The organism is Micromonospora sp. NBC_01412, from assembly GCF_045040215.1.
In the GTDB taxonomy this organism is placed as follows: domain Bacteria; phylum Actinomycetota; class Actinomycetes; order Mycobacteriales; family Micromonosporaceae; genus Micromonospora; species Micromonospora rubida.
This window is the reverse complement of the sequence record NZ_CP109528.1, coordinates 6,347,168-6,370,299: the sequence shown is the minus strand read 5'-3', so window position 1 is coordinate 6,370,299 and position 23,132 is coordinate 6,347,168. Positions and strand designations below refer to the sequence as shown.

The window sequence follows — 23,132 nt, the reverse complement described above, 5'->3', positions numbered from 1 at the left end:
GGCCCTGCCCTGGCTCCCACAGCTCGAAAAGCTGCTCGGCAGCCCACTCGGGAGCATCGCCTCCAAGACTCGGCAATGATCCGGGTACGGCATCCTCTTCAAGGCCCTGTCGCTCTACCTCGGCCACGCCGATCCCGGCTTCACCCTGCGGGTCTACACCCACCTGCTGCCGGCCAGCGAGGACCGCACCCGCCGGGCGATCGACGCAGCCTTCGGCCACGGCCCGGACGCCCCTGACGGCCTGACGACGGCCCAGGCAGGGGCCTGGAGGGTGTTTGCGCAGCTCAGGCAGGGTGACGGCGTCACTTGGCGTTGAAGTAGCTCGCCTCCGGGTGGTGCACCACGATCGCGTCGGTCGCCTGCTCCGGCACCAGCTGGAACTCCTCCGAGAGCTGCACCCCGATCCGATCCGCGCCCAGCAGGTCCACGATCTTCGCCCGGTCCTCCAGGTCCGGGCAGGCCGGGTAGCCGAACGCGTACCGGCAGCCCCGGTAGTCGTTGCCCAGCAGGCCCGCCAGGTCCGCCGGGTCGCCGTCGGCCACCGTACGACCGCCCGGCAGCGTCAGCTCGGCCCGGATCCGCCGGTGCCAGTACTCCGCCAGCGCCTCCGTGAGCTGCACCGACAGGCCGTGCACCTCCAGGTAGTCGCGGTACTCGTTGCCGGCGAACATCTTCGCCGTGTACTCGCTGACCGGCTGCCCCACGGTCACCAGCTGCAACGCCACCACGTCGAGCTGGTCGCCCTGGGGCCGGAAGAAGTCCGCCAGGCACAGCCGTCGCTCCTGGCGCTGCCTCGGGAACGAGAACCTGGCCCGCTCGGCGTGCCCGTTCTCGTCCAGCACCACCAGGTCGTTGCCCTCCGAGTACGCCGGGAAGTACCCGTACACCACCGCCGCCTCAAGGACCTGGTCGGCGGTCAGCCGATCCAGCCAGTACCGCAGCCGGGGCCGACCCTCGGTCTCCACCAGTTCCTCGTAGGACGGGCCCTTGCCGCCCCGGGCGCCCTTCAGCCCCCACTGCCCCAGGAACGTCGCCCGCTCGTCCAGCAGCGCCGAGTACTCCGCCAGCGGCAGGCCCTTCACCACCCGGGTGCCCAGGAACGGCGGGGTCGGCACCTCCACGTCGCGCGCCACGTCGGAACGCACCGACGCGTCGTCCAGCTCCGGCAGCACCTCGGTCACCATCGCCCGCTGCCGCGCCCGACGCGCCCGACGCGCCGCCAGAGCCGCCTCCCGCTCCGGGTCCACCACCGGCGCCCCGCCCCGCTTCGCCGTCATCACCCGGTCCATCAGGGACAACCCCTCGAACGCGTCCCGGGCGTAGTGCACCTGACCAGGGAACAGCGCCCGCAGGTCGTCCTCCACGTACGCCCGGGTCAGCGCCGCACCGCCGAGCAGCACCGGCCACCGCTCGGCGACCCCGCGCTCGGCCATCTCGGCCAGGTTCTCCTTCATGATCACCGTGCTCTTCACCAGCAGTCCGGACATCCCGATCACGTCGGCCCGGTGCTGCTCCGCCGCGTCGAGGATCGCGGTGATCGGCTGCTTGATGCCGATGTTGACGACCTCGTAGCCGTTGTTGGACAGGATGATGTCGACCAGGTTCTTGCCGATGTCGTGCACGTCGCCCTTGACCGTGGCCAGCACGATCCGGCCCTTGCCGTCGTCGTCGGCCTTCTCCATCTGTGGTTCCAGGTACGCCACCGCGGTCTTCATCACCTCGGCCGACTGGAGCACGAACGGCAGCTGCATCTGGCCGGAGCCGAACAGCTCGCCGACCACCTTCATCCCGTCCAGCAGCAGGTCGTTGATGATCGACAACGGGGACCGGCCCCCGGCCATCGCCGCGTCGAGGTCGGCCTCCAGACCGTTGCGCTCGCCGTCGATGATCCGCCGCTTGAGCCGCTCCTCCAGCGGCAGCGCCGCCAGCTCCTGCGCCCGGGTGGCCCGCGCCGAGGTGGCGTCCACCCCCTCGAAGGCCTCGATGAACCGCTGCACCGGGTCGTACCCCTCGCGGCGCCGGTCGTAGACCAGGTCCAGCGCGACCTCGCGCTGCCCGTCCGGGATCCTCGACATCGGCAGGATCTTGCTGGCGTGCACGATCGCCGAGGTCAGGCCGGCCTGCACGCACTCGTTCAGGAACACGGAGTTGAGCACCTGCCGGGCCGCCGGGTTCAGCCCGAACGACACGTTCGAGATGCCCAGGGTGAAGTTCACCCCCGGCCAGCGGCGGGCGATCTCCCGGATCGCCTCGATGGTCTCGACCCCGTCGCGCCGGGTCTCCTCCTGGCCGGTGGCGATCGGGAAGGTCAGCGCGTCGATCAGGATGTCGGCGCGGCGCAGCCCCCACCGGCTGGTCAGGTCCTCGATCAGCCGCCCCGCGACCCGCACCTTCCACTCGGCGGTGCGGGCCTGCCCCTCCTCGTCGATGAGCAGCGCCACCACCGCCGCGCCGTGCTCGGAGATGATCGGCATCACCCGGGCGTAGCGGGAGCCCGGCCCGTCGCCGTCCTCGAAGTTGACCGAGTTGACCACGCACCGGCCGCCGAGCATCTCCAGCCCGGCCTCGATCACCTGCGGCTCCGTCGAGTCCAACATGATCGGCAGCGTGGACGCGGTCGCGAACCGGCCGGCCAGCTCCCGCATGTCCACCGTGCCGTCGCGGCCCACGTAGTCCACGCACAGGTCCAGCAGGTGCGAACCGTCCCGGGCCTGGCTGCGGGCGATTTCCACGCACGCCTGCCAGTCAGCGGCGAGCATCGCCTCCCGGAACGCCTTCGACCCATTGGCGTTGGTCCGCTCGCCCACCATCAGCACGCTCGCGTCCTGGGCGAACGGCACGTGGTGGTAGATCGAGGAGACGCCGGCGTCGGCCTGCGGCTGCCGCGGACCCGGCCGCACGCCGTGCAGCCGCTCGGCGACCACCCGGATGTGCTCCGGGGTCGTCCCGCAGCAGCCGCCGATCAGCGACACGCCGTACTCGACGACGAACCGCTCCAGCGCGTCGGCCAGCTCCACCGGGGTCAGCGGGTAGACCGCCCCGTCGGCGGTGAGCTGCGGCAGGCCGGCATTCGGCATCACCGACAGCGGCACCCGGGCGTGCTGGGACAGGTAGCGCAGGTGCTCGCTCATCTCCGCCGGCCCGGTCGCGCAGTTCAGCCCGATCAGGTCGATGCCCAGCGGCTCCAGCGCGGTCAGCGCCGCGCCGATCTCGCTGCCCAGCAGCATCGTGCCGGTGGTCTCCACCGTGACGTGGCAGATCAGCGGCACCGTCCGCCCCGCCGCGGCCATCGCCCGGCGCGACCCGACCACCGCCGCCTTCACCTGGAGCAGGTCCTGGCAGGTCTCCACGATCAGGGCGTCCGCGCCGCCGTCGATCAGCCCGGCCGCGTTCTCCTGGTACGCGTCGCGCAGCGTCGCGTACGCGGTGTGCCCGAGGGTCGGCAGCTTCGTGCCCGGACCGATCGAGCCGAGCACGAACCGGGGCCGCTCCGGGGTGCTCCACGCGTCGGCGGCCTCCCGGGCGATCCGCGCGCCGGCCTCGGCCAACTCCCAGATCCGGTGCGAGATGTCGTACTCGCCCAGGTTGGCCAGGTTGGCGCCGAAGGTGTTCGTCTCGACGCAGTCCGCCCCGGCTGCGAGGTACGCCTCGTGCACGCCCCGGACCACGTCCGGGCGGGTCACGTTGAGGATCTCGTTGCAGCCTTCGTGGCCCTCGAAGTCGTCCAGGGTCAGGTCGGCGGCCTGGAGCATCGTCCCCATCGCGCCGTCGGCGACGAGGATCCGGTCTGACAGCACATCCAGCAACGAAGTCCGCACTGATCCAGGGTAATGCGAGGAACCGTGGATGGGTCACCGCCCGCGCGCCCTCCCACATTGTGTCGGCTGGATCACCCCGGGCGGCGGGCGGGGAGCACCACCTCGTCCCGACCCGGTTCGGTTCGGGCCGGACGGGCCGGCCGCGCGGGGACCGGAACGGCGCGGCCGACGGGCCGCATCCCGCGCCGACACGTAGGCTGACAGACGTGAAGGACAACAGGGACGCCACCGTGCACGGCGGGCGGGCGACAGGGCCGTCGCCCGCGGCCGCCCCCGACGAGCAGGGTGAGGTGACGGCGTGACCGAGTTCGACGGACTGCCGGTACTGCGGTCCCCCGTGGCCATCGCCGCCTTCGAGGGCTGGAACGACGCCGCCGACGCGTCGACCGCCGCGGTCGAGCACCTGGAGCAGGTCTGGGAGTCGCGGCAGATCACCGAGCTGGACCCGGAGGACTTCTACGACTTCCAGGTCAGCCGACCGACGGTCACGATGGCCGACGGCGAGACCCGCCGGGTCGAGTGGCCCACCACCCGGTTCATGGTGGCCAGCCCCGAGGGCACCGAACGGGACGTGGTGCTGATCCGGGGCATCGAGCCGAGCATGCGCTGGCGCACGTTCTGCGAGCAGGTGCTGGAGATCTGCCACAGCCTGGAGGTCGAACGGGTGGTGCTGCTCGGCGCGCTGCTGGCCGACGTGCCGTACACCCGGCCGCTGCCGATCAGCGGCAGCGCCTCGGACGCGGAGGCCGCCCGGCGCTATCAGCTCACCCCCACCCGCTACGACGGCCCGACCGGGATCGTCGGCGTGCTGCACGACGCCTGCACCCGGGCCGAGGTCGACGCGGTCTCGTTCTGGGTGCACGTGCCGCACTACGCCAACAACCCGCCCTGCCCGAAGGCCACCCTGGCCCTGCTGCACCGGGTCGAGGAGGTGCTCGACCTGCCGGTGCCGATGGCCGACCTGGCCGAGGAGGCCGCCGAGTGGGAGCAGCGGGTGCGCGGCGCCGCCGAGCAGGACGCCGAGCTCGGCGAGTACGTCCGCGAGCTGGAGGAACGCGTCGGCGACGCGGGCATCACCCCGCTGACCGGCGACGAGATCGCCCAGGAGTTCGAGAAGTACCTGCGTCGGCGTGGCGGCTCGGCCGGCCCCACCGCCGGCTCCTGGTAGCCGCGTAGCTGCCCCCCACCGCATACCGAGGCCCCCGGATCGCCATCTTGGGATCTAGCGGTCCTCGCAACACCCAGACCTTCTGGGAGTTGCGAGGACCGTGTCCGTTTCTGCTGAGTTCGAGGCAAGGTTCTTCGAGATCTTCGATCGCGTTGGCAGCGTGGCCGTTGCTGCGCGGGAAGCCGGAGTCAACCGGAACACCGCGTACGGGTGGGTTCGTCGAGTAGGGCGTCGCTCGACGCCTATCTCGCGGCGTCATCCCCGTCGGGATGAGTACGAGCGCCTGCGTGAGCAGGGGGTTGCCCGGCGCCGTGCCGCGCAGCTGGTCGGGGTCAACGAGCGCACCGCCAAGGACTGGGACTGGGGAGTACGCAAGACACGCAGCTCTCGGACGTACCGGGATGGGCGCCGGGTGGACTACAACAGCGGGGTGGTCACTCAGGTGCTGCCGTCGCTGACGGCACTGGACAAGGAGCTGCACTCACGGTTCCTGACCGTGGCAGAGCGCGAGACGATCGCGGACATGCGCCGCGTCGGGCAGTCGCTCAACGCGATCGGGCGAGCGCTCGGGCGATCTGCCTCGACGATCAAGCGCGAGATCGACAACCACGCCGGCGCCGACGGGGTCTACCGCGCCTATGCCGCGCACCGAGCCTGGGCCGCGTCCCGGCCCCGGCCTAAGGACCGCAAGCTTCTGCAGGACGGTCCGCTGCGCGACTTCGTGGTCGACGGGCTACGCGAACGCTGGTCACCGCAGCAGATCTGCAACGCTCTGCTCAGGCAGTACCCCGAGGACCAGGAGATGCGGGTGAGCGCGGAGACGATCTACCAGGCGTTGTACGTCCAGGCCCGTGGCGCGCTCAAGCGCGAGGTCGCCGCGGCGCTGCGCACCGGCCGCACCCGACGCAAGCCACATCGTCGCCCCGACCAGCGCACCCCGCGGTTCGTCGACGGCATGGTCATGATCAGCGAGCGCCCGGCCGAGGCCGAGGACCGCGCCGTGCCCGGCCACTGGGAAGGCGACCGTGCGACACGAAGTCGCACGAGTTTGAGTGGATTTGCCGCTTGGAGGTTCGTCTATTACTGATGGCAAGTCCCGGTCCTGTGTCCGTTGGCTCGTCCCCTCTCCTGACATGCGTTGCTGGTAACGGCGGGGTGTGAAGCTCAGGAGTCAAGCCCAAGGGTTTCCGTTCCGTCCGGGAGCTACAGGCTAAGGGGAAGACCGGACGGGTGAATGCAAATGAACCCTCGATGATGTCTCGTGATCCCAAGCCCTGTCGACGGAATGCGGTAATGGGGTACAGGGCTGGCCGTTGAGAAGCGGCAGGCGCTGGCTGGTAGAGGTCACTCCAGCCAGAAGGACACCGCCGCCTCGGGATAAAGAGGGCACCCACCCCGGTCGTGTCTCACTCGTGCGGAACGTGGAAATCCCGTTGGAGTCCGGGTCTCGATGACCGGTCGGCCGACTGCGAGGAAAGCTCAATTCTTCAGCGGGGACAGGAAGGCCCAAGAAGCGAATGCCGGTAGCCGAAAGGAAACAGGAAATCGGAGGAGTCATCCGATCCTCCATCGGATTCTTCCGTATAACTGGCCGGATACGGGCGATGCCCGGACTCGAAAGGGTGCTGACGTGGGTCTGGTGAGCCTGTGGAGAAACACTGAACAATGACACCGGAACCGAAGGACAAGTTGGACGTCACAGTGACGCAAGTGTTCACTCCGATTGGCTCGTGGTGAGTATGTTGCCGTGGTGAACGGACCGGAGGGCGATGTTATCGACTGGTCGTCGATCGCTTGGCGCCAGGCTGAAGATGCCGTGGGTCGTCTGCGTCAGAGAATTTTCGCGGCGTCGCAGGCGGGGGACCTTAAACGGGTCCGCAATCTGCAGAAACTGATGCTCCGTTCTCGCGCTAACACGCTGATCAGCGTGCGGCGAGTCACGGAGATCAACGCTGGCCGTAAGACGGCGGGCGTCGACGGGAAAGTCGTGCTGCACCCGGAATCCAAGGCTGAACTGGCCGACTGGATGCAGCACGACAGCGCCATGTGGACTGCCCGTCCCGTCAAGCGTGTCTACATTCCTAAGCCCGGAACCACGAAACGGCGTGGTCTCGGCATTCCCGTGATCGCCGACAGGGCCTTACAAGCCTTGACAGCGAACGCGTTGGAACCTGAATGGGAGGCCCGATTTGAGCCGAAGTCCTACGGATTTCGGCCGGGCCGCGGCTGTCACGACGCGATCGGGGCCATCTATTCCACGCTCAACGGTAAGAACCCGCAGCGGGTGTGGATCCTCGACGCTGACCTGACGGCAGCCTTCGACCGGATCGATCACCGGCACCTGCTGACATTGCTTGGCGCGTTTCCCGCCAGGGATCGAGTGGAACGATGGCTGAAAGCAGGTGTGATCGATAATGGCCGGTTCGCCCCGACCGGGGAAGGAACTCCCCAAGGCGGAGTGATCAGCCCGACGCTGTTCAACGTGGCTTTGCATGGAATGGAGAATGCCGCCGGGGTCCGTTACCTCACAGCCGGCAGAGATGCCGGCAGTGCGGTAACAGACAGTCCGGTGCTGGTGAGATACGCAGACGATTTCGTCGTGATGTGCCACAGCCATGAGCGGGCCGACCAGGCCAAGGAAAGGCTACGGCAATGGCTGACGTCCAGAGGATTAGCCTTCAACGAGGGCAAAACTCGTATCGTCCATGCTGGCGATGGGTTCGATTTTCTGGGGTTCAACGTCCGCCGCTATCACGGGAAACTGCTGATCAGACCGAGCAAGGCGGCATTGAGACGGATCCGGGAAAGGCTACGCGGCGAGATAATAGCTTTGCGAGGAGCTAACGCGGCGGCGGTGCTTTACAAGATCAACCCCATCGTCCGGGGCTGGTCTGCCTATTACCGGACGGTGGTGTCGAGCGAGATATTCACGGCGCTGGACAACTATGTGTGGATTCTGCTTTACAAGTGGGCGAAACACAGCCACCCGAATAAGTCGAAGCACTGGATCGTTGACAGGTACTTCGGCCGGTTCAACCAGGCCAGGCAGGACAGGTGGGTTTTTGGTGACCGTGACAGCGGCTCCTACCTGATCAAGTTTTCCTGGACGAAGATCGTCCGGCACCAACTGGTCAAGGGCACGGCGTCCCCGGACGATCCTGCTCTCAGCAAGTATTGGGCCGATCGGCGCTGCAAAGGACCTCCAGCAACGGGCAAAGCCACGCTGTATCTTTTGAAGAAACAGCAAGGTCGATGTTCGCTCTGCCGAGGGTTTCTGCTACACGCCGAGCACGCGCCGCAGACCCCAACCGAATGGGAACTGTGGACACGCACGATCCGGAAGGCGATCGTCAGACAACATGTCGTCGCCCCGATCGACGGTAAGCCGGACGCTATTCATTCCCGTCTCATACACGCGTACTGCCTCCGACGGCAGCCAGCCGGCGAAGGCCAAAGGCCAAGCATTCTGCCCGTCAGCGAGCCTCCAGGGCTTGCTTGAGCCGTGTGCGGTTAACGCCGCAAGCACGGTTCTGAGGGGGCCCCGGCGCAGCAATGCGCCGGGGCTACCCGACTGATCATGGGCGCGGGCAACCAGTCCGCGATCGTGACGCTGGTCGAGCGCGCCACCCGGTACGTGATGCTCGGGCATCTGCCCGGCGGGCACACCGCCGAAGAAGTCCGCGACGTGCTGGTGGATCTCATCGGCACACTGCCGGCCCACCTACGCGGATCGCTGACCTGGGACCAGGGCGCGGAAATGGCTGCCCACAAGCAGTTCACCCTCGCCACCGGGGTGCCCGTCTACTTCTGCGACCCGCACTCGCCCTGGCAGCGCGGATCCAACGAGAACACCAACGGCCTGCTCCGCCAGTACTTCCCCAAGGGCACCGACCTGTCGGTCCACGGACCCGCAGACCTTGAGCACGTCGCTCAAGAACTCAACGGCCGCCCACGACAGACGCTCGGCTGGGACAACCCAGCCGAGCGTCTGCGTGATCTACTGACAGCCACCTAAGCCATCAGGTGTTGCGAGGACCCCCAGAAACCGCCCATGATCCGGGGCCCTCGCGCGTGTCCGGGGTGGCGAGGTCACGTCCCGTACGGCATCCTAGGAACCTAGCTGTCATTCTAGGAGGCGGGCATGCAGATCAACCCCGGCGCGGCCGAGTTCCCGCACCGGCAGATCGCCGCGCAGCTCAAGGCCCAGGTGCGCCGCGGCGACTGGGGACCCGGCGAGCGGCTGCCGTCCATCCCGGCCATCGCCGAGATGTTCGGCGTGGCGAAGCAGACCGTGCAACGCGCCGTCGACCAGCTGCGGGTCGAGGGCATCCTGATCACCAAGCCCGGCTCCGGTACGTACGTCCGGGGCACCCGCCGCCGGCTCAACCGCCTCTCCCGGGGCCGGTACGGCGGCTTCCGCGGCTACCACACCGACCTGGCCGCCCGGTACCGCCAGCAGCTCGTCTCGGTCGGCCGGGCCCCCGCCCCGCCGGAGGTCGCCGACGCGTTCGGCGTCGCCGACGGCACCGAGCTGCTGTGCCGCCGGCACCTCGTCCGCACCGAGGACTCCCCCGTCGAGGTGGGCGCCTCCTGGTTCCTCCCGGCGGACACCGCCGGCACCTCCCTGGAGCGGGGCGAGGCGTTCGGCCGGCCCCTCTACCAGGAGGCGGAGGAGGCCACCGGCCGGCGGTACGTCACCGCCACCGACACCATCACCGCCCGCCAGCCAAGCCGGGAGGAGGCGGAGACACTCCAGATCCGCCCCGACACCCCCGTGCTGCACCTGTTACACGTCGCCTACGACGACCGGCGCAAGCCCATCGAGGTCGCCCATGCCACCTGGCCGGGACCGATGACCACACTCACCGAGGAGTACCGGATCCCCGCCCCCACGCCGGACCCCGACCCGGACCCCGGCCTCGTCCTGGGCTGAGCCGCCAAAGGTGGGCGGGCGTGGGGCTCAGAGGCGGAGGCCCAGGAGGGCGTCGAGGGTGTCGGCGAACAGGGTCGGGGCGGCCCGGTCCTCGCCCTCGCCGGCGAGGGCGCGCTCGGCCCAGGCGTCGGCGACCGCGATCGCGCCGGGGGTGTCGAGGTCGTCGGCGAGCCGGTCGCGTACCGCGGCCAGCAGCTCGGCCCCGGACGGGCCGGCGGTGGCAGCGGCGGCCCGGCGCCACCGGGCCAGGCGCTCGTGGGCGGCGGTCAGCAGGTCGTCGGTCCAGGTGCGGTCGGCGCGGTAGTGCCCGGCCATCAGCCCGAGCCGGACCGCCACCGGGTCCACCCGGTCGGCACGCAGCCGGGAGACGAAGACCAGGTTCCCCTTGGACTTCGACATCTTCTCGCCGTCCAGGCCGATCATGCCGGCGTGCACGTAGTGGGTGGCGAACGGCGACCGCCCGGTCAGCCGCTCCGCGTGCGCGGCGGAACACTCGTGGTGCGGGAAGATCAGGTCGTTCCCGCCGCCCTGCACGTCGATGGTCTCGCCCAGCAGGTTCAAAGCGATCACCGTGCACTCGATGTGCCAGCCCGGCCGGCCCGGACCGAGGTCGCCACCGGGCCAGGACGGCTCGCCCTCGCGAGCCCCCCGCCACAACAGCGGGTCCAGCGGGTCCCGCTTGCCCGCCCGGCCCGGGTCGCCACCGCGCTCGGGGAAGATCTCCAGCATCTCCGGCCGGGACAGGTTCGACTCGTAGCCGAACTCCGGGACGGCGGTGATGTCGAAGTAAATGTCGCCGGTGCCGTCGTCGAGCCGGTACGCCGCGCCGTCCTTGAGCAGGACGAGGACCTTGTCGGCGATGTCCGGGATCGACTCCACCGCGCCGACGTAGTGCGCCGGCGGGATGATCCGCAGCGCCTCCATGTCCTCCCGGAACAGCGCGGTCTCCCGCATCGCCAGGACCTTCCAGTCCTCGCCGTCGCGCTCGGCCCGCTCCAGCAGCGGGTCGTCGATGTCGGTGACGTTCTGCACGTACCGCACCGTCAGGCCGGAGTCCCGCCACACTCGCTGCACCAGATCGAATGTGATCATGGTGGCGGCGTGGCCGAGGTGGGTGGCGTCGTACGGGGTGATGCCGCAGACGTACATGGTGGCGGTGCCGTCGGGCAGACTGGGCTCGACACCACGCCGCGCCGAGTCGAACAACATCAACGGGCCGCCTCTGCCGGGCAGCCGTGGCACCTCATGCCCCACCCAAGACTCCATGCCCGTCAGCCTAACGAGCCACCCGGCGCACCGAAGCCACCCCACGCGTGATCAACACGACAACCTCTCGCGTCGGGGCGGCTTGCCGACCCACCGTCACATGGGTGGCCAGGGCATCGCCGGCCAGTCCTCCGGCGGCTGCGGGAAGCGGCCGGCGTCGCAGAGCCGGCCCACCCGCGCGGCGACCTCCGCGACCTCGCGGATCGTCAGGTGCTCGCCGAGCTCCTCGCCGAGGGTGCCGGCGAGCTGGCCGGCGAGGTCGGCGAGCATCTCCAGCGCGTCCGGCGGCAACTCCCGACCGGCCCAGCCCCACAGCACCGTGCGCAGCTTCTCCTCGACGTGGAAGCTCACCCCGTGGTCGACGCCGTAGATCCGGTCGTCCGCGCCGGCCAGCACGTGGCCGCCCTTGCGGTCGGCATTGTTGATCACCGCGTCGAGCACGGCCAGCCGGGCCAGGCGCGGGTCGTCGGCGTGCGCCAGGGCGTACGGGGTGCCGTCGTCGTCCCGGGCCGCCGCGATCGGGAGCCAGCGCGGCGGCACCGTGTCGGCGGGCACGAACCCGACCAGCGGCTCCGCGTCGGAGGGCTCGTCGATCCACAGCTGGCAGGAGCCCGGGCCGAACGGGCCGTCCCGCAGCACCGTCGGCGGCACCAGGTCCCAGCCGCTGGCCCGGGAGACCAGGTACGCCGAGACCTCCCGCCCGGCGAGGGTGCCGTCGGGAAAGTCCCACAGCGGTCGCTCGCCCCGCACCGGCTTGTAGACGCAGCGCGCGCTCAGCCCGTCGAGGGTGAGCGCGCCGAGCAGCGTGGCGTTCGAGGCGTCGACCAGTCGACCCTCGACGGTCAGTTCACCGTCGCGCAGCAACCGCAGTGTCGCCGCGCCGTCCTGACGGGGTTGGAGTTCGGACGACGTCACCGGTGGTAACCGTTGTGCCGCGGGCACAGGTGCCCGGCGGGGTCCAGCGGCTGCCCGCAGAGCGGACAGGGCGGGCGACCGGCGTTGACCACCCGGCGGGCCCGCTCGATGAACTCACGGGTCGCCTCGGGGGTCAACCGGACGCGCAGCCGGTCGAGGGTCTCGTCCGGCTCCTCGTCGTCGGCGTCCTCCTCGTCGTCGTCCTCGGGGCCGCCGAGTTCGACCTCGGCCTCCCCTTCACCGGTGGCGATCGCCTCGATCACCACCGTGGCGGTGTCGACGTCGAAGGCCAGCCCGAGGGTGCCGACCCGGAACTCCTCGTCGACCGGCGTGTCCAGCGGGCCGTTGTCGCCCACGGCGACCGTCGGCTCGGGCAGTTGCACACCGAAGCGACGCTGCGCCTCGGTCAGCAGCTCCTCCAGCTTCTCGGCGAGCAGCGACACCTGCACCTTCTCCAGCGCGACGCTGACCAGCCGGCCACCGCCGCGCGCCTGCAGGAAGAACGTGCGCTCCCCGGGCGCCCCGACCGTCCCGGCGACGAACCGCTCCGGCGGCTCGAAGGCGTGCACCTGGTGGCTCATACCCACGACCCTATCCGGCCCGCCATGGCGTCGCGCACCCCACCGACCGTGAATCGCGCCCGGGCGTACCGCGGGGCCCGCCCCGGCCCGGCGGGCCCGGCGGGCGCCTCACCACACGGCCCCAGGGCGCCCCACACCGCACGGCCCGGCGGGCACCTCACCGCGGGGCCCCGGCGCCTCCGCCCACGGCGGCGTCGGAGTCCGTCGACCTCGTCGCCCGCCGCCGGCGCTTGCGCGGCGGCGGCACCAGCGCGGCCAGGTCACCGCCGGTGTCGTTGAGCCGCACCAGGAACGGCCGCAACGGCGTGTACCGGATCGCCGTCACCGACGCCGGGTCGGCGACGATGCGCTGGAAGAGATCCAGGTGTACGCCCAGCGCGTCCGCCACGATGGCCTTGATCACATCTCCGTGGCTGCATGCCAGCCAGACCGCCTCGGGACCGTGTTCGGCGGAGATCCGCGCGTCCCAGGTGCGTACCGCCGCGACCGCCCGCGCCGCCATCGCGGCCATCGACTCGCCTTCGGGGAAGACCGCCGCGCTCGGGTGCTGCTGGACCACCGGCCAGAGCGGCTCCTTGGCCAGCTTCTTCAGCGGCTGCCCCTCCCAGCTGCCGTACCCGCACTCGATCAGCCCTTCGTCCACGGTCGGGCTGGCCTGCGGAACGGCGAGTTCCAGGGTCTGCCGGCAGCGGATCAACGGACTGGTCACCACTGCGGCGAGGGGCAACCCGCGCAGCCGCTCGCCCACCGCCGCGGCCTGGGCCCGCCCGGTGTCGTCCAGCTCGACGGGCTGCCGGCCGGCGAGGCCACCGGCGGCGTTGGCGGTGGTGCGGCCGTGCCGCAGGAGGAGAAGAGTCGCCACGCCACCCAGCCTATTGGGTCACCCGTAGCAACGGTCACCCCAAGCTGGCTGCACCCACCCCCCTTGTGCGGTGATCAAGAGGTTTACGTCAGGTTGCGCCCCGAACCCGACGCAAACTTCTTGATCACCGGGCAAAAGGCGGTGCGGGGGTGGGTGGGGTTGGGGGTTTTGGGGGGTTTGGGGGGGGTTTGGGGGTGTGGTCGGGGGCACCCGGTCGGCGGAACATCGGGCGGGGCGGGGTCGTTACACATGGCAGACGATCGAGTAACGCATCCGCTGCTGAGCTGCCCGAACCCCGGTGACCCCCGCCGGGGAATGAGGGTCAGCCGCCGGTCGTTACACATGGACCCGCCACCACCAGCACCCCCGGTGCGGTGAGCTGTCGGATGGCTTTCCCCCCTTGATCTTTTGGGCGCCTCGACGTGGTGCTCACACATCCGTCCCTTCCCCCAGGGGCGGTGTGTGTCGACCCCCGATTGGAGTCACCCCCCATGAACACGATCATGTGTAAGAGCGTTCTCGGTATCGCTGGTCTGGCCTTCGCCGGTGGTGTGTTCGCCGGCCCGGCCACGGCCCACGCCACCCCCACCACCGAGTCGACCCCGACCGCCGTCGCCGTGCAGGCCGACAAGCCCGGCGTCGACAAGGGCAAGCTGATTCCCCACGGTGTGCAGGGCAAGCAGTCCCGCATCGACCTCGGCGGCGAGCAGACCGCCAACGTGAAGGCGATCATCGCCGCGACGAAGAAGGCCGGCCTCGACGAGCGGGCCGCCGTGATCTCCATCGGCACGTCGCTGCAGGAGTCGAAGTTGGAGAACCTGGGTCACCTGGGCGACCGCAACGACCACGACTCCCAGGGCCTCTTCCAGCAGCGCCCGACCTCCGGATGGGGCACCCCGGAACAGATCACCGACCCCGAGTACTCCACCCTCGCGTTCCTCAAGGGCCTCAAGCAGGTTGACGGGTGGCAGGACATGCCGCTGACCGAGGCCGCGCAGACCGTCCAGGTGTCCGCCTACCCCGACGCGTACGCGCAGTGGGAACAGCAGGCCGCCGACCTCGTCACCCAGCACTGGAACAGCTGACACCCAGCACACCACCGCACCACCGCACCACCGCACGGCCAACTGGCCGGGTCCCCGAGAACGGGGGCCCGGCCAGCGGCGCGTCCGACGGCGGTTCGCTCCTGCCGGCTAGGTGGCGGAGATGGTGCCGGTCATCAACAGGGCAAGGACCAGGGTGCCCAGGGCGACCCGGTACAGCACGAAGACGTACAGGGTGTGGTGGGCGACGTAGCGCAGCAGCCAGGCGATGGCGGCGTAGCCGATGGCGAAGGCGATGAGCGTGGCGACCACCAACTGCGCCCCGCTCGGCGCGGCGGTGCCGGGCGCGGACGGTTCGAAGACGTCGCCGAGGCTGAACACCCCGGACATCACCACGGCGGGGATGGCCAGCAGGAACGAGTATCGGGCCGCCGTCTCCCGGGTGAGGTTGAGCAGCAGGCCCGCGGTGAGCGTGCCGCCCGAGCGGGACACCCCGGGGATCAGCGCCATGGCCTGGGCGAAGCCCATCACGATGCCGTCGCGCATCCGGAAGTTCGCCAGGGTGCGGGTCTGCCGGCCCCAGTACTCGGCGAAGGCGAGCACGAAGGCGAAGACGATCAGGGTGGTGGCGACCAGCCAGAGGTTCCGGCCGGCGGTCTTGATCTGGTCCTTGAAAAGGAAGCCGAAGGCCCCGATCGGGATGGAGCCGACGATCACGTACCAGCCCATCCGGTAGTCGAGGCTGCTGCGCACCGAGCGGTCGAACAGGCCGACCAGCCAGGTCCGGGTGATCCGCCAGATGTCCTTGGCGAAGTAGATCAGCACGGCCGCCTCGGTGCCGAGCTGGGTGACGGCGGTGAACGAGGATCCGGCGTCCCGGCCGAAGAAGATCGCCGAGGTGATCCGCAGGTGCCCCGACGAGCTGACCGGCAGGAACTCGGTAAGGCCCTGGACGACGCCCAGGACGATGGCTTCGATCCAGGTCACTCGCCGACTCCGGCCAGGTCCAGCGCCTCGGCGACGGTCCGCAGGGTCTGCACGCCGCTGTCCCGGTCGGCCACGAAGAGGGTCACCGACAGGGTGGTGACGCCGGCGGCCGCGTACTCGCGCATCCGCTCGGCGATGCGTTCCTTCGGCCCGAGCAGCGAGGTGCGGTCGATGAACTCCATCGGCACCGCAGCGGCGGCGTCGCGCTGCCGCTTGGCCAGGTAGAGGTCCTGCACCTCGCGGGCGGCGTCGCCGTAGCCCATCCGGGTGGCGAGCTGGTTGTAGAAGTTCTGCTGCCGGCTGCCCATGCCGCCGACGTAGAGGGCGGCGTAGAAGCGGACCAGCTCGGCGCAGGAGGCGACGTCGTCGCCGATGACCACCGGGACCGACGGCACGACGTCGAAGCCGGCCAGCTCCTTGCCGGCCTTCGCCCGGCCGGCACGCACGGCGGCGAGCTGCTCCTCGGCGAACTCCGGGGCGTAGAAGACGGCCAGCCAGCCGTCGGCGATCTCGCCGGCCAGCTCCAGGTTCTTCGGGCCGACGGCGGCGAGGTAGATCGGAATCTGCTCGCGGGGCGGGTGGAAGCCGAGCCGCAGGGCCTTGCCCGGGCCGTCGGGCAGCGGCAGCGTGTAGAACTCGCCGTCGTACTCGACCGGCTTGCGGGCGATGGCGAGCTTGACGATGTCGACGTACTCCCGGGTGCGGGCGAGGGGCTTGGCGAAGCGCACTCCGTGCCAGCCCTCGGAGACCTGCGGCCCGGAGACGCCCAGGCCGAGCCGGAGCCGGCCGCCGGAGAGCGCGTCGATGGTCGCCGCCGTCATGGCGGTCATGGCCGGGGTACGGGCGGGGATCTGCATCACCGCGCTGCCCACGTCGATCCGTTCGGTCTGCCCGGCGATCCAGGCCAGCATGCTCGGCGAGTCGGAGCCGTAGGCCTCCGCGGCCCACACCACCGAGTAGCCGAGCCGGTCCGCCTCCTGGGCGAGCGCCAGGTGGTCGGCGGGTGTGCTCCACGCCGTCTGGTATCCGAGGCTGAGCCCGAGTCGCACTGGTCCTCCCCCATCCGCAGCACAGGTCGCATCAGGTTACGCAATGCCGGCAGCGGAGACGCACCGGCTCACCCCGAACGGCGTCACATCGGGGCGGACCGGCCGGACCGATGGGAATCCCGCCGGCCGGAGGGGCTAGCAGGAACTTGACGGGAGCGAGGATGTCGGCGGCGGCAGGTTGGAAATAAGGTTCACCCATGCAACAGAGACCGCTCGGCCGAAGCGGGCTGGCGGTTTCCCGGCTCGCGCTCGGCACCATGACCTGGGGCCGGGACACCGACGCCGACGACGGGGCCGCCCAGCTGAAGAGCTTCCTCGACGCGGGCGGCAACCTGGTGGACACCGCCGACGTGTACGGCGACGGGGACGCGGAGGCGGTGATCGGGTCCCTGCTGGGCAGTCTGGTCCCCCGCGACGAGCTGCTGATCGCGACGAAGGCGGGGCTGCGGCCGGGCACCGGCCGGCGCCGGGACACCTCCCGGGGCCACCTGCTGCGCACGCTGGACGCCTCGCTGCGCAGGCTCGGCACGGACCACGTGGACCTGTGGCAGGTGCACGGGTACGACCCGGACACGCCGCTGGACGAGACCCTGGCCGCGCTGGACCACGCGGTGGCCAGCGGCCGGGTCCGCTACGTCGGGGTGTCGAACTTCTCCGGCTGGCAGACCGCGCGGGCGGCGGCCTGGCAGGCGGCGTGGCCGGGGCGGGCCCCGGTGGTGGCCACCCAGGTGGAGTACTCGCTGCTGGAGCGGGGGGTGGAGCGGGAGGTGCTGCCGGCCTGCGAGGCGCTGGGCCTGGGAATGCTGCCCTGGTCACCGCTGGGCAGGGGGGTGCTCACCGGCAAGTACCGGCACGGCCGGCCGGCCGACTCGCGGGCCGCGTCGGCGCACTTCGAGCCGTTCGTGGCGACGTACCTGGAGCCGCGCTGCTCCAGCATCGTGGAGGCCGTGGCCACGGCGGCCGGCGGGCTGGGGGTATCGCCGCTGGAGGTGGCGCTGGCCTGGATCCGGGACCGGCCCGGGGTGACGGCCCCGATCCTCGGCGCCCGGACGGTCGGGCAGCTCCTCGGGGCGCTCCAGGTGGAGCGGGTGACCCTGCCCGACGAGATCGTCGTCGCGCTCGACGACGTGTCGGCGGTGCCGGTGGGCTACCCCGAGCGGGACGGTTGACGGGGAGGGCCGCCACGCAGGTCGGGGCGGAGGCGGCAGTCACCTCGGGAGGGGGTGGCGAACGGCCGGCGGGCTGGGCAGCATGGAACCCATGGACTACGAATACGCGCCGCTGCGGTTGCCCTCGAACGTCGACCGGTTGACCGCCGCGGCGCAGTTGGCGATCCAGGCGGAGTTCTCGGGCTGGGAGCTGGCCCGGGTACGGCTGTACCGGGACGGCACGCGGCAGGTCATGCTGCGCCGCCGCCGGGTCAACCAACCCCAGCCGGGCCTGTCGTACTGAGCGCCGGGTCGCCTCCGGGCGACCCGGCGCGGTGCCGCCCCGGGACGCGAGCGGATGCTCGGGCCCTGAGGCAACCACGGTGCGGCAGCGCCGCCCCGGGACGCGAGCGGATGCTCGGGCCCCGGGGCGGCCACGGCCTAGTGGCGGTGCCCCGCGTGGTCGTGATCCTCGTCGTCGAGGTCGAGGAACGGGTGCTCGTCGAGGCGGCCCACGAGGCGGTCGTCTGCGGCGGGCTGGAACGGGCCGACCGCGTCCTCGTCGTCGAACGACTCCAGGTCGACCGGGGTGTCGACCTCGCTGACCATGACCACGCCGTCGAGCGGTTCCAGCTCCGGGACGTCCAGCGCGCTGAGTGAGCCGTCGCCGCTCTGCAGCAGCTCCAGCACCGCCTCGCCGACGCCCTCGACGGGTGCCGGCTCCTCGTCCTCGGGCGTGCCCTCCCGGCGGGCCGCCTCGGCGACCCTGATCAACGCGGCGACGCTGGGCACCCGGTAGTCGCGGCGCTGGCGCACCGAGATGACCCGCGGGTGCGGGTCGGTCGCCTCGGCGCCCTCAGCAGCGCCGAAGCGCTCGTCGGCCTCGTCGGGGTCGATGGACTCCACGTCCCAGGGCGTGACCTCGCCGAACGCGTCGAGCAGCTGCTCGTCGTACGCGAAGGAGGCGTTGTTCAGCGCGACGTACGCCTGCCAGACGTCGTCGTCGTCGATGCGGCCCTGGGCGGACCGGACGGCGGCCAGGTGCACGCGGGCGGCGTCGATCACCCGCTCCAGGGCAGCGTCCAGCTCACCGTGCTGGTCGGTCATGTGCGTTCCCTTCACAATGGGGATGTTCCGCGCCGAACGGTAGGGCGACGGACACGGTCAGCAACTCCGGAGGAACCGGTCGAGAACCCGCACGCCGAACTGTAGTCCGTCCACCGGAACCCGCTCGTCGATGCCGTGGAACAGTCCGGAGAAGTTGAGGTCGGCGGGCAGCCGAAGCGGCGCGAAGCCGAAGCAGCGGATGCCGAGTTGGGAGAATGCCTTGGCGTCGGTGCCGCCGGAAAGCATGTACGGCACCGGCCGGGCGCCCGGGTCCTCCGCGCGCAGGGCCACGGACATGGCGTCGACCAGATCGCCGTCGAAGGTGGTCTCCAGGGCGGGCTGCCGCTGGATGTACTCGATCACGATGTCCGGGCCGACCAGCTCGCGCAGCTGCTGCTCCAGCAGCTCGGACTGGCCCGGCAGGCTGCGGCAGTCGATGGTGGCGGTGGCCCGGCCGGGGATGACGTTGTCCTTGTAGCCCGCGGCGAACCGGGTCGGGTTGGCGGTGTTGCGGATCGTCGCACCGATGATGTTGGCGATCGGGCCGAGTTTGGCGATGGCGGTCTCCGGGTCCGCCGGGTCCAGCTCGACGCCGAGCAGGTCGGAGACCTCCTCGAGGAACGCCCGCACGGTGTCGGTGACCACCACCGGGAAGCGGTGCCGGCCGATGCGGGCCACCGCCTCGGCGAGGGCGGTGACCGCGTTGTCGTCGTGCACCATCGAACCGTGGCCGGGCCGGCCCCTGGCGTGCAGCCGCAGCCAGTCGATGCCCTTCTCGGCCGTCTCGATCAGGTAGAGCCGCTGGGACTCGTCGATCGTGTACGAGAAGCCGCCGACCTCGCCGATCGCCTCGCTGCAGCCGTCGAAGAGGCCGCGGTGGTGCTCGGTGAGGAAGTGCGCGCCATAGTCGCTGCCGGCCTCCTCGTCGGCGGTGAACGCCAGCACGATGTCGCGGGCCGGCCGGACGCCGGTGCGCTGCCAGTTCCGCACCACGGTCAGCACCATGGCGTCGAAGTCCTTCATGTCGATCGCGCCGCGGCCCCACAGATAGCCGTCGCGGATCTCCCCGGAGAACGGGTGCACCGACCACTCGTCGGGGTCGGCGGGCACCACGTCGAGGTGGCCGTGGACGAGCAGCGCGTCCCGGCCGGGGTCGGTGCCGGGGATGCGGGCGACGAGGTTGGCCCGGCCTGGGGCGGACTCGTGGATCACGGCGTCGACGCCGACCTCGGCCAGCTTCTCCGCGACGTACTCGGCCGCGGCGCGCTCCCCCACGCTGGTGGCGTTGTCCCCGGTGTTCGTGGTGTCGATGCGCAGCAGGTCACGGCAGAGGTCGACGACCTCGTCGGCGGGGTCGGGTCGGGCGGAAGCGGCGTCGCTCGTCATCGGTTCTTCATACCAGCAGCGACCATCGGGCAGGTCGCCCGGCCGGCCCTCCGTTTCGCGCGGCCCCGTGCCGGGTACCGCCGGTCGCGTCCCGCACCGCCCATTGGGCCGCCCCGCCGCACCCGTCGGCCGCCGCACCCGCCACCGAGGAGGGCACCATGACCGTTCCCCTGCCCCCGTTGCCGCCCGTACCCGAGGAGGGCTACCGGCCCGGCGGACCCAGCCTGGTCGACATCGTCGACGAGGAGCACCGGCAGATGCTGGCCCTGGCCGACCGGGTCGGCAGCCCGGACCCGGGCCCGGGGCTCGGCGACCTGGTCCAGGTGCTCACCGCCATGGTCTCCCGGCACCTGTCGGCGGAGGAGCAGTACCTGTTCCCCACCGTGCGGGCCGCCCTGCCGCAGGCCGGGGAGCTGGTCGACCGGGAGCTTGAGGCCGCCGGCGCGCTGCTGACCGCCCTGAAGGGGCTGGCCGGTCCGGCGGATCCCGGGCTGGCCGACGTGGCCGAGCGGGTGCGCCGGCACATCGCCCGGGTCGCCGCACTGGTCGGCCCGCTGCGCGAGGTGGCCACGGACGTGGAGCTGATCCGGCTGGGCAACCGGTGGGAGATCGCCGAGGAGGCCGCGCCGACCCGGCCGCACCCGGGCACCCCGGCGGCGCCGCCCTGGAACCGGATCGTCGAGCCGGCGGTGGGCGTGGTGGACAAGGTCCGCGACGCGGTGAGCGGCAGGCCGACGTACCTGACGGATCTGGAGCCGGAAACGGGCCGGCCGGCGACCGCGTCGGAGGCGCCGTGACCGCCGGGCTGACCGATTACCGGACGGGCCGGCCCGGACATCGGTCAACTCCGATCCACCCAGGGCCTTCCGTCGATCCCCCGAGTGGCCATACCGTCACCCTATGAATCTGGAGCTGCGACACCTGCGGGTGGTCTGCGCCATCGCGGAGACGGGGAGCGTGACCAAGGCGGCATCCACGCTCGGCCTGGCCCAGCCGGCGCTCACCGCCCAGCTCCAACGCATCGAGCGGACCCTCGGCGGCCCACTGTTCGAACGGGACCGGCGGGGCGCCCGGCCCACCGCCCTCGGCGAGCTGGTGCTGTCCCGGGCCCGGGTCCTGCTGCCGGCCATGCAGGGCCTGCAGGACGAGGCGGCCCGGCTGGCCGGCGCCGACCCGACGCCCGCCCGGTACCGATTCGGCGGGGTGAACAGCCCCATCCTCGGCCGCCTGGTGCATCGGCTCGCCGCGGCGTACCCCCAGGCGCAGATCACCACGTACGCCTCCTGGTCCGCCGACGAGCTGGCCCAGCTCGTCGGCGGCGGCCGGATGGACTACGCCCTGGTCGGGGTCTGCGGCGACTCGCTGCCACCGGCCGGACACGGGCTGACCTGGCGGGAGGTGGCGATGGAGCCGGTGCAGGTGCTGCTGCCCGGGGGGCACCCGATGGTCGAGCGGGACGAGGTGCGCCTGGTGGATCTGCGCGACGAGCAGTGGGTCGCCGCCCCCGGCGACGGCTGCTTCGGCGACTGCTTCGCCGCCGCCTGCGCCCGCGACGGCTTCACCCCCAGCAAGATGTACGAGGCCGACGTGCGCGGCTCCATCGACCTGGTGGAGGCCGGCGTGGCGGTGGCGCTGTGCCAGGCCACCTTCCGTCCCGTGCCCGGGCTGGTGACCCGCCGGCTGGCCGGGACTCCGCTGCGCTGGCGGCTGATGCTGGGCTGGCACCCGGACTCGGCCGGTGTGGGCTTCGCCGGCGAGGTGCTGGACACGGCAGTGTCGGCGTACACCGACTCGCTCGCCGCGCACCCGGACTACCTGGCCTGGCTGCTGCGGCACCCGGAGTTCGGGGTGCGCCAGCCCGCCCCGGCCGGCCCGGTGCCCGGTGGGGCGGGTTCCGGGGTGCGAACCGCCTGACGGTGGGTAACTGGGCGACATGACCGATCTCTACCCCACCGCCGACGACCGGGAGACGCTGCGGGCGGCCGCCGCCGCACACACCGCCGCCTCCCAGGACGTGGAGGCGTTCCTGCGCCGCCTGCCCGTGGTCCCCGACCCCGCCGACATCACCGAGTACGCCACCCTGCTCAGCCGGGAGGAACGGGCGCGCGGCGAGCGCCAGGCCGCCGCGGACGCCGTCGGGCTGCAGATCGGCAGCATGGAGTCGGAGTGACCGCAGCCCGCCGTGGTCCCCGTGTGCGGCCGGCACGCGGGGACCGGTGATACGGCGCGGGCGAAGCCGTCGAACGGCGCGCACGGGCCCCGTGAGCGGGCCCGTGCGGGCGTCGGGCCCCGTGCGTGCCGTCAGGAGCCGGTAGGCAGCCGGCGCGGGCCGGCGGGTGGCGTCAGCGTTCCACGAGGATGTCGTGGCCGAGGTCGAGCAGGGAATGCCGCCACTCGTCGTCGCTGGTGCCGCCCTTCGGTCGGGCCTCGGTCAGCGCCCGGATCCGGTCGACGGCGTCCCGCATCACCTCGATGTCCTCCGGGGTCAGGTCGACCTTGCGCTTGCGCAGCACCGCGAGGATCTGCCGGCCCGGCTCGGGCAGGTCGAGGGAGGGGTTCGGCCCGAACGACTCCTCGCCGGAGCCTCGGGTCAGCAGCCAGCTGCGGAGTTGCTCGGAGGTGACGTTCACCTCGGCGTGGAAGTCCTCCCAGAGCACCTCGACCTCGGGATCGAGTCGCGCCTCGCGTACCATCACGCCTCCTCTGCGGGCGGCGGCCCGGACGGTTCCGGTTCGCCGGTGTGGGAATGCAGGCCCTCCGGCGGCACCCGCACCCGGGCGGGGTTGGCCGTCGGGGGGGCCAGGATCGGTTCGGCCCGTTCGTCGTCTGGGTTCTCCTCGCCGCTCTCCTCGGGTTCGGTCATCTCCGC

At 71.2% G+C, this 23,132-nt stretch carries 20 protein-coding genes and 2 pseudogenes; 11 read left to right on the top strand and 11 right to left on the bottom strand.

Annotation, left to right across the window (positions count from 1 at the left end; translation table 11 throughout):
- Nucleotides 1-302 precede the first annotated feature (302 nt).
- On the bottom strand, nucleotides 303-3,818 hold the full coding sequence (metH, locus tag OG617_RS27940) for a methionine synthase (RefSeq protein WP_405095910.1): 3,516 nt from the start codon (nucleotides 3,816-3,818) through the stop codon (nucleotides 303-305).
- A gap of 298 nt (nucleotides 3,819-4,116) precedes the next feature.
- Here metH and OG617_RS27935 point away from each other — a divergent pair, with 298 nt between their 5' ends.
- The 5 genes and pseudogenes from OG617_RS27935 to OG617_RS27915 all read left to right on the top strand — a co-directional run bounded on the left by OG617_RS27935 (nucleotide 4,117) and on the right by OG617_RS27915 (nucleotide 9,919).
- Nucleotides 4,117-4,986 carry a PAC2 family protein gene (locus OG617_RS27935; RefSeq protein ID WP_161689494.1) on the top strand — a complete coding sequence of 290 codons (870 nt, stop codon included), beginning with the start codon at nucleotides 4,117-4,119 and terminating at the stop codon, nucleotides 4,984-4,986.
- Nucleotides 4,987-5,269: 283 nt separating this feature from the next.
- Nucleotides 5,270-6,010, top strand: a pseudogene (locus OG617_RS27930) (IS30 family transposase); the annotation flags it as partial.
- A gap of 726 nt (nucleotides 6,011-6,736) precedes the next feature.
- Complete coding sequence (gene ltrA / locus OG617_RS27925; RefSeq protein ID WP_405094407.1) at nucleotides 6,737-8,485, top strand: group II intron reverse transcriptase/maturase; 1,749 nt, start codon at nucleotides 6,737-6,739, stop codon at nucleotides 8,483-8,485.
- A 72-nt stretch (nucleotides 8,486-8,557) separates the two neighbouring features.
- Nucleotides 8,558-9,001: pseudogene (locus OG617_RS27920) on the top strand (IS30 family transposase); the annotation flags it as partial.
- Nucleotides 9,002-9,127: 126 nt separating this feature from the next.
- The gene (locus OG617_RS27915) at nucleotides 9,128-9,919 is read left to right on the top strand and encodes a GntR family transcriptional regulator (RefSeq protein ID WP_396679095.1); all 792 of its coding nucleotides are present in this window, start codon (nucleotides 9,128-9,130) and stop codon (nucleotides 9,917-9,919) included.
- 27 nt (nucleotides 9,920-9,946) lie between these two features.
- On the opposite strand, the gene mshC is transcribed toward OG617_RS27915, so the two are convergent.
- The 4 genes from mshC to OG617_RS27895 all read right to left on the bottom strand — a co-directional run bounded on the left by mshC (nucleotide 9,947) and on the right by OG617_RS27895 (nucleotide 13,552).
- Nucleotides 9,947-11,185: a cysteine--1-D-myo-inosityl 2-amino-2-deoxy-alpha-D-glucopyranoside ligase gene (gene mshC, locus OG617_RS27910; RefSeq protein ID WP_405095909.1), complete on the bottom strand. Its 1,239-nt coding sequence runs from the start codon at nucleotides 11,183-11,185 to the stop codon at nucleotides 9,947-9,949.
- Nucleotides 11,186-11,281: 96 nt separating this feature from the next.
- The gene (locus OG617_RS27905) at nucleotides 11,282-12,100 is read right to left on the bottom strand and encodes an SCO1664 family protein (RefSeq protein WP_405095908.1); all 819 of its coding nucleotides are present in this window, start codon (nucleotides 12,098-12,100) and stop codon (nucleotides 11,282-11,284) included.
- Nucleotides 12,097-12,681 (bottom strand): DUF3090 domain-containing protein, encoded by a 585-nt coding sequence (locus OG617_RS27900; RefSeq protein WP_405095907.1) that lies wholly within the window; start codon nucleotides 12,679-12,681, stop codon nucleotides 12,097-12,099. Before OG617_RS27900 ends, OG617_RS27905 begins: the two co-directional genes overlap by 4 nt.
- 157 nt (nucleotides 12,682-12,838) lie before the next feature.
- Nucleotides 12,839-13,552, bottom strand: coding sequence for a histidine phosphatase family protein (locus tag OG617_RS27895; protein WP_405103987.1), 714 nt, complete (start codon nucleotides 13,550-13,552; stop codon nucleotides 12,839-12,841).
- 482 nt (nucleotides 13,553-14,034) lie between these two features.
- On the opposite strand from OG617_RS27895, the gene OG617_RS27890 reads away from it, so the two are divergent.
- Nucleotides 14,035-14,628: a hypothetical protein gene (locus OG617_RS27890; protein ID WP_405095906.1), complete on the top strand. Its 594-nt coding sequence runs from the start codon at nucleotides 14,035-14,037 to the stop codon at nucleotides 14,626-14,628.
- A gap of 108 nt (nucleotides 14,629-14,736) precedes the next feature.
- Here the strand turns inward: OG617_RS27890 and OG617_RS27885 are convergent, their stop codons facing one another.
- A complete protein-coding gene (locus OG617_RS27885) occupies nucleotides 14,737-15,573 on the bottom strand; it encodes an undecaprenyl-diphosphate phosphatase (RefSeq protein ID WP_396685299.1) in 837 nt (278 codons plus the stop codon).
- Nucleotides 15,570-16,622 (bottom strand): LLM class F420-dependent oxidoreductase, encoded by a 1,053-nt coding sequence (locus tag OG617_RS27880; RefSeq protein WP_405095905.1) that lies wholly within the window; start codon nucleotides 16,620-16,622, stop codon nucleotides 15,570-15,572. Before OG617_RS27880 ends, OG617_RS27885 begins: the two co-directional genes overlap by 4 nt.
- Nucleotides 16,623-16,819: 197 nt before the next feature.
- Between OG617_RS27880 and OG617_RS27875 the strand changes: the two genes are divergently transcribed.
- Both OG617_RS27875 and OG617_RS27870 read left to right on the top strand, forming a co-directional pair.
- The gene (locus OG617_RS27875; protein ID WP_405095904.1) at nucleotides 16,820-17,791 is read left to right on the top strand and encodes an aldo/keto reductase; all 972 of its coding nucleotides are present in this window, start codon (nucleotides 16,820-16,822) and stop codon (nucleotides 17,789-17,791) included.
- A gap of 91 nt (nucleotides 17,792-17,882) precedes the next feature.
- Nucleotides 17,883-18,074, top strand: coding sequence for a DUF5703 family protein (locus OG617_RS27870; RefSeq protein WP_091265978.1), 192 nt, complete (start codon nucleotides 17,883-17,885; stop codon nucleotides 18,072-18,074).
- 137 nt (nucleotides 18,075-18,211) lie between these two features.
- Here the strand turns inward: OG617_RS27870 and OG617_RS27865 are convergent, their stop codons facing one another.
- Complete coding sequence (locus tag OG617_RS27865; protein WP_405095903.1) at nucleotides 18,212-18,877, bottom strand: hypothetical protein; 666 nt, start codon at nucleotides 18,875-18,877, stop codon at nucleotides 18,212-18,214.
- A 57-nt stretch (nucleotides 18,878-18,934) separates the two neighbouring features.
- A complete protein-coding gene (locus OG617_RS27860; protein ID WP_405095902.1) occupies nucleotides 18,935-20,263 on the bottom strand; it encodes a M20/M25/M40 family metallo-hydrolase in 1,329 nt (442 codons plus the stop codon).
- A gap of 158 nt (nucleotides 20,264-20,421) precedes the next feature.
- Here OG617_RS27860 and OG617_RS27855 point away from each other — a divergent pair, with 158 nt between their 5' ends.
- The 3 genes from OG617_RS27855 to OG617_RS27845 all read left to right on the top strand — a co-directional run bounded on the left by OG617_RS27855 (nucleotide 20,422) and on the right by OG617_RS27845 (nucleotide 22,433).
- Nucleotides 20,422-21,060 (top strand): hemerythrin domain-containing protein, encoded by a 639-nt coding sequence (locus OG617_RS27855; RefSeq protein WP_405095901.1) that lies wholly within the window; start codon nucleotides 20,422-20,424, stop codon nucleotides 21,058-21,060.
- 103 nt (nucleotides 21,061-21,163) lie between these two features.
- The gene (locus tag OG617_RS27850) at nucleotides 21,164-22,177 is read left to right on the top strand and encodes a LysR family transcriptional regulator (RefSeq protein WP_405095900.1); all 1,014 of its coding nucleotides are present in this window, start codon (nucleotides 21,164-21,166) and stop codon (nucleotides 22,175-22,177) included.
- 19 nt (nucleotides 22,178-22,196) lie between these two features.
- On the top strand, nucleotides 22,197-22,433 hold the full coding sequence (locus OG617_RS27845; protein ID WP_405095899.1) for a hypothetical protein: 237 nt from the start codon (nucleotides 22,197-22,199) through the stop codon (nucleotides 22,431-22,433).
- A gap of 172 nt (nucleotides 22,434-22,605) precedes the next feature.
- On the opposite strand, the gene OG617_RS27840 is transcribed toward OG617_RS27845, so the two are convergent.
- Together OG617_RS27840 and OG617_RS27835 are read right to left on the bottom strand one after the other, a co-directional pair.
- Nucleotides 22,606-22,956, bottom strand: a complete 351-nt coding sequence (locus OG617_RS27840) for a DUF3140 domain-containing protein (RefSeq protein ID WP_405095898.1) — start codon at nucleotides 22,954-22,956, stop codon at nucleotides 22,606-22,608.
- Complete coding sequence (locus OG617_RS27835) at nucleotides 22,956-23,126, bottom strand: hypothetical protein (RefSeq protein WP_396685279.1); 171 nt, start codon at nucleotides 23,124-23,126, stop codon at nucleotides 22,956-22,958. The genes OG617_RS27840 and OG617_RS27835 overlap by 1 nt, the downstream gene beginning before the upstream one ends.
- Between the last annotated feature and the right edge of the window lie 6 nt (nucleotides 23,127-23,132).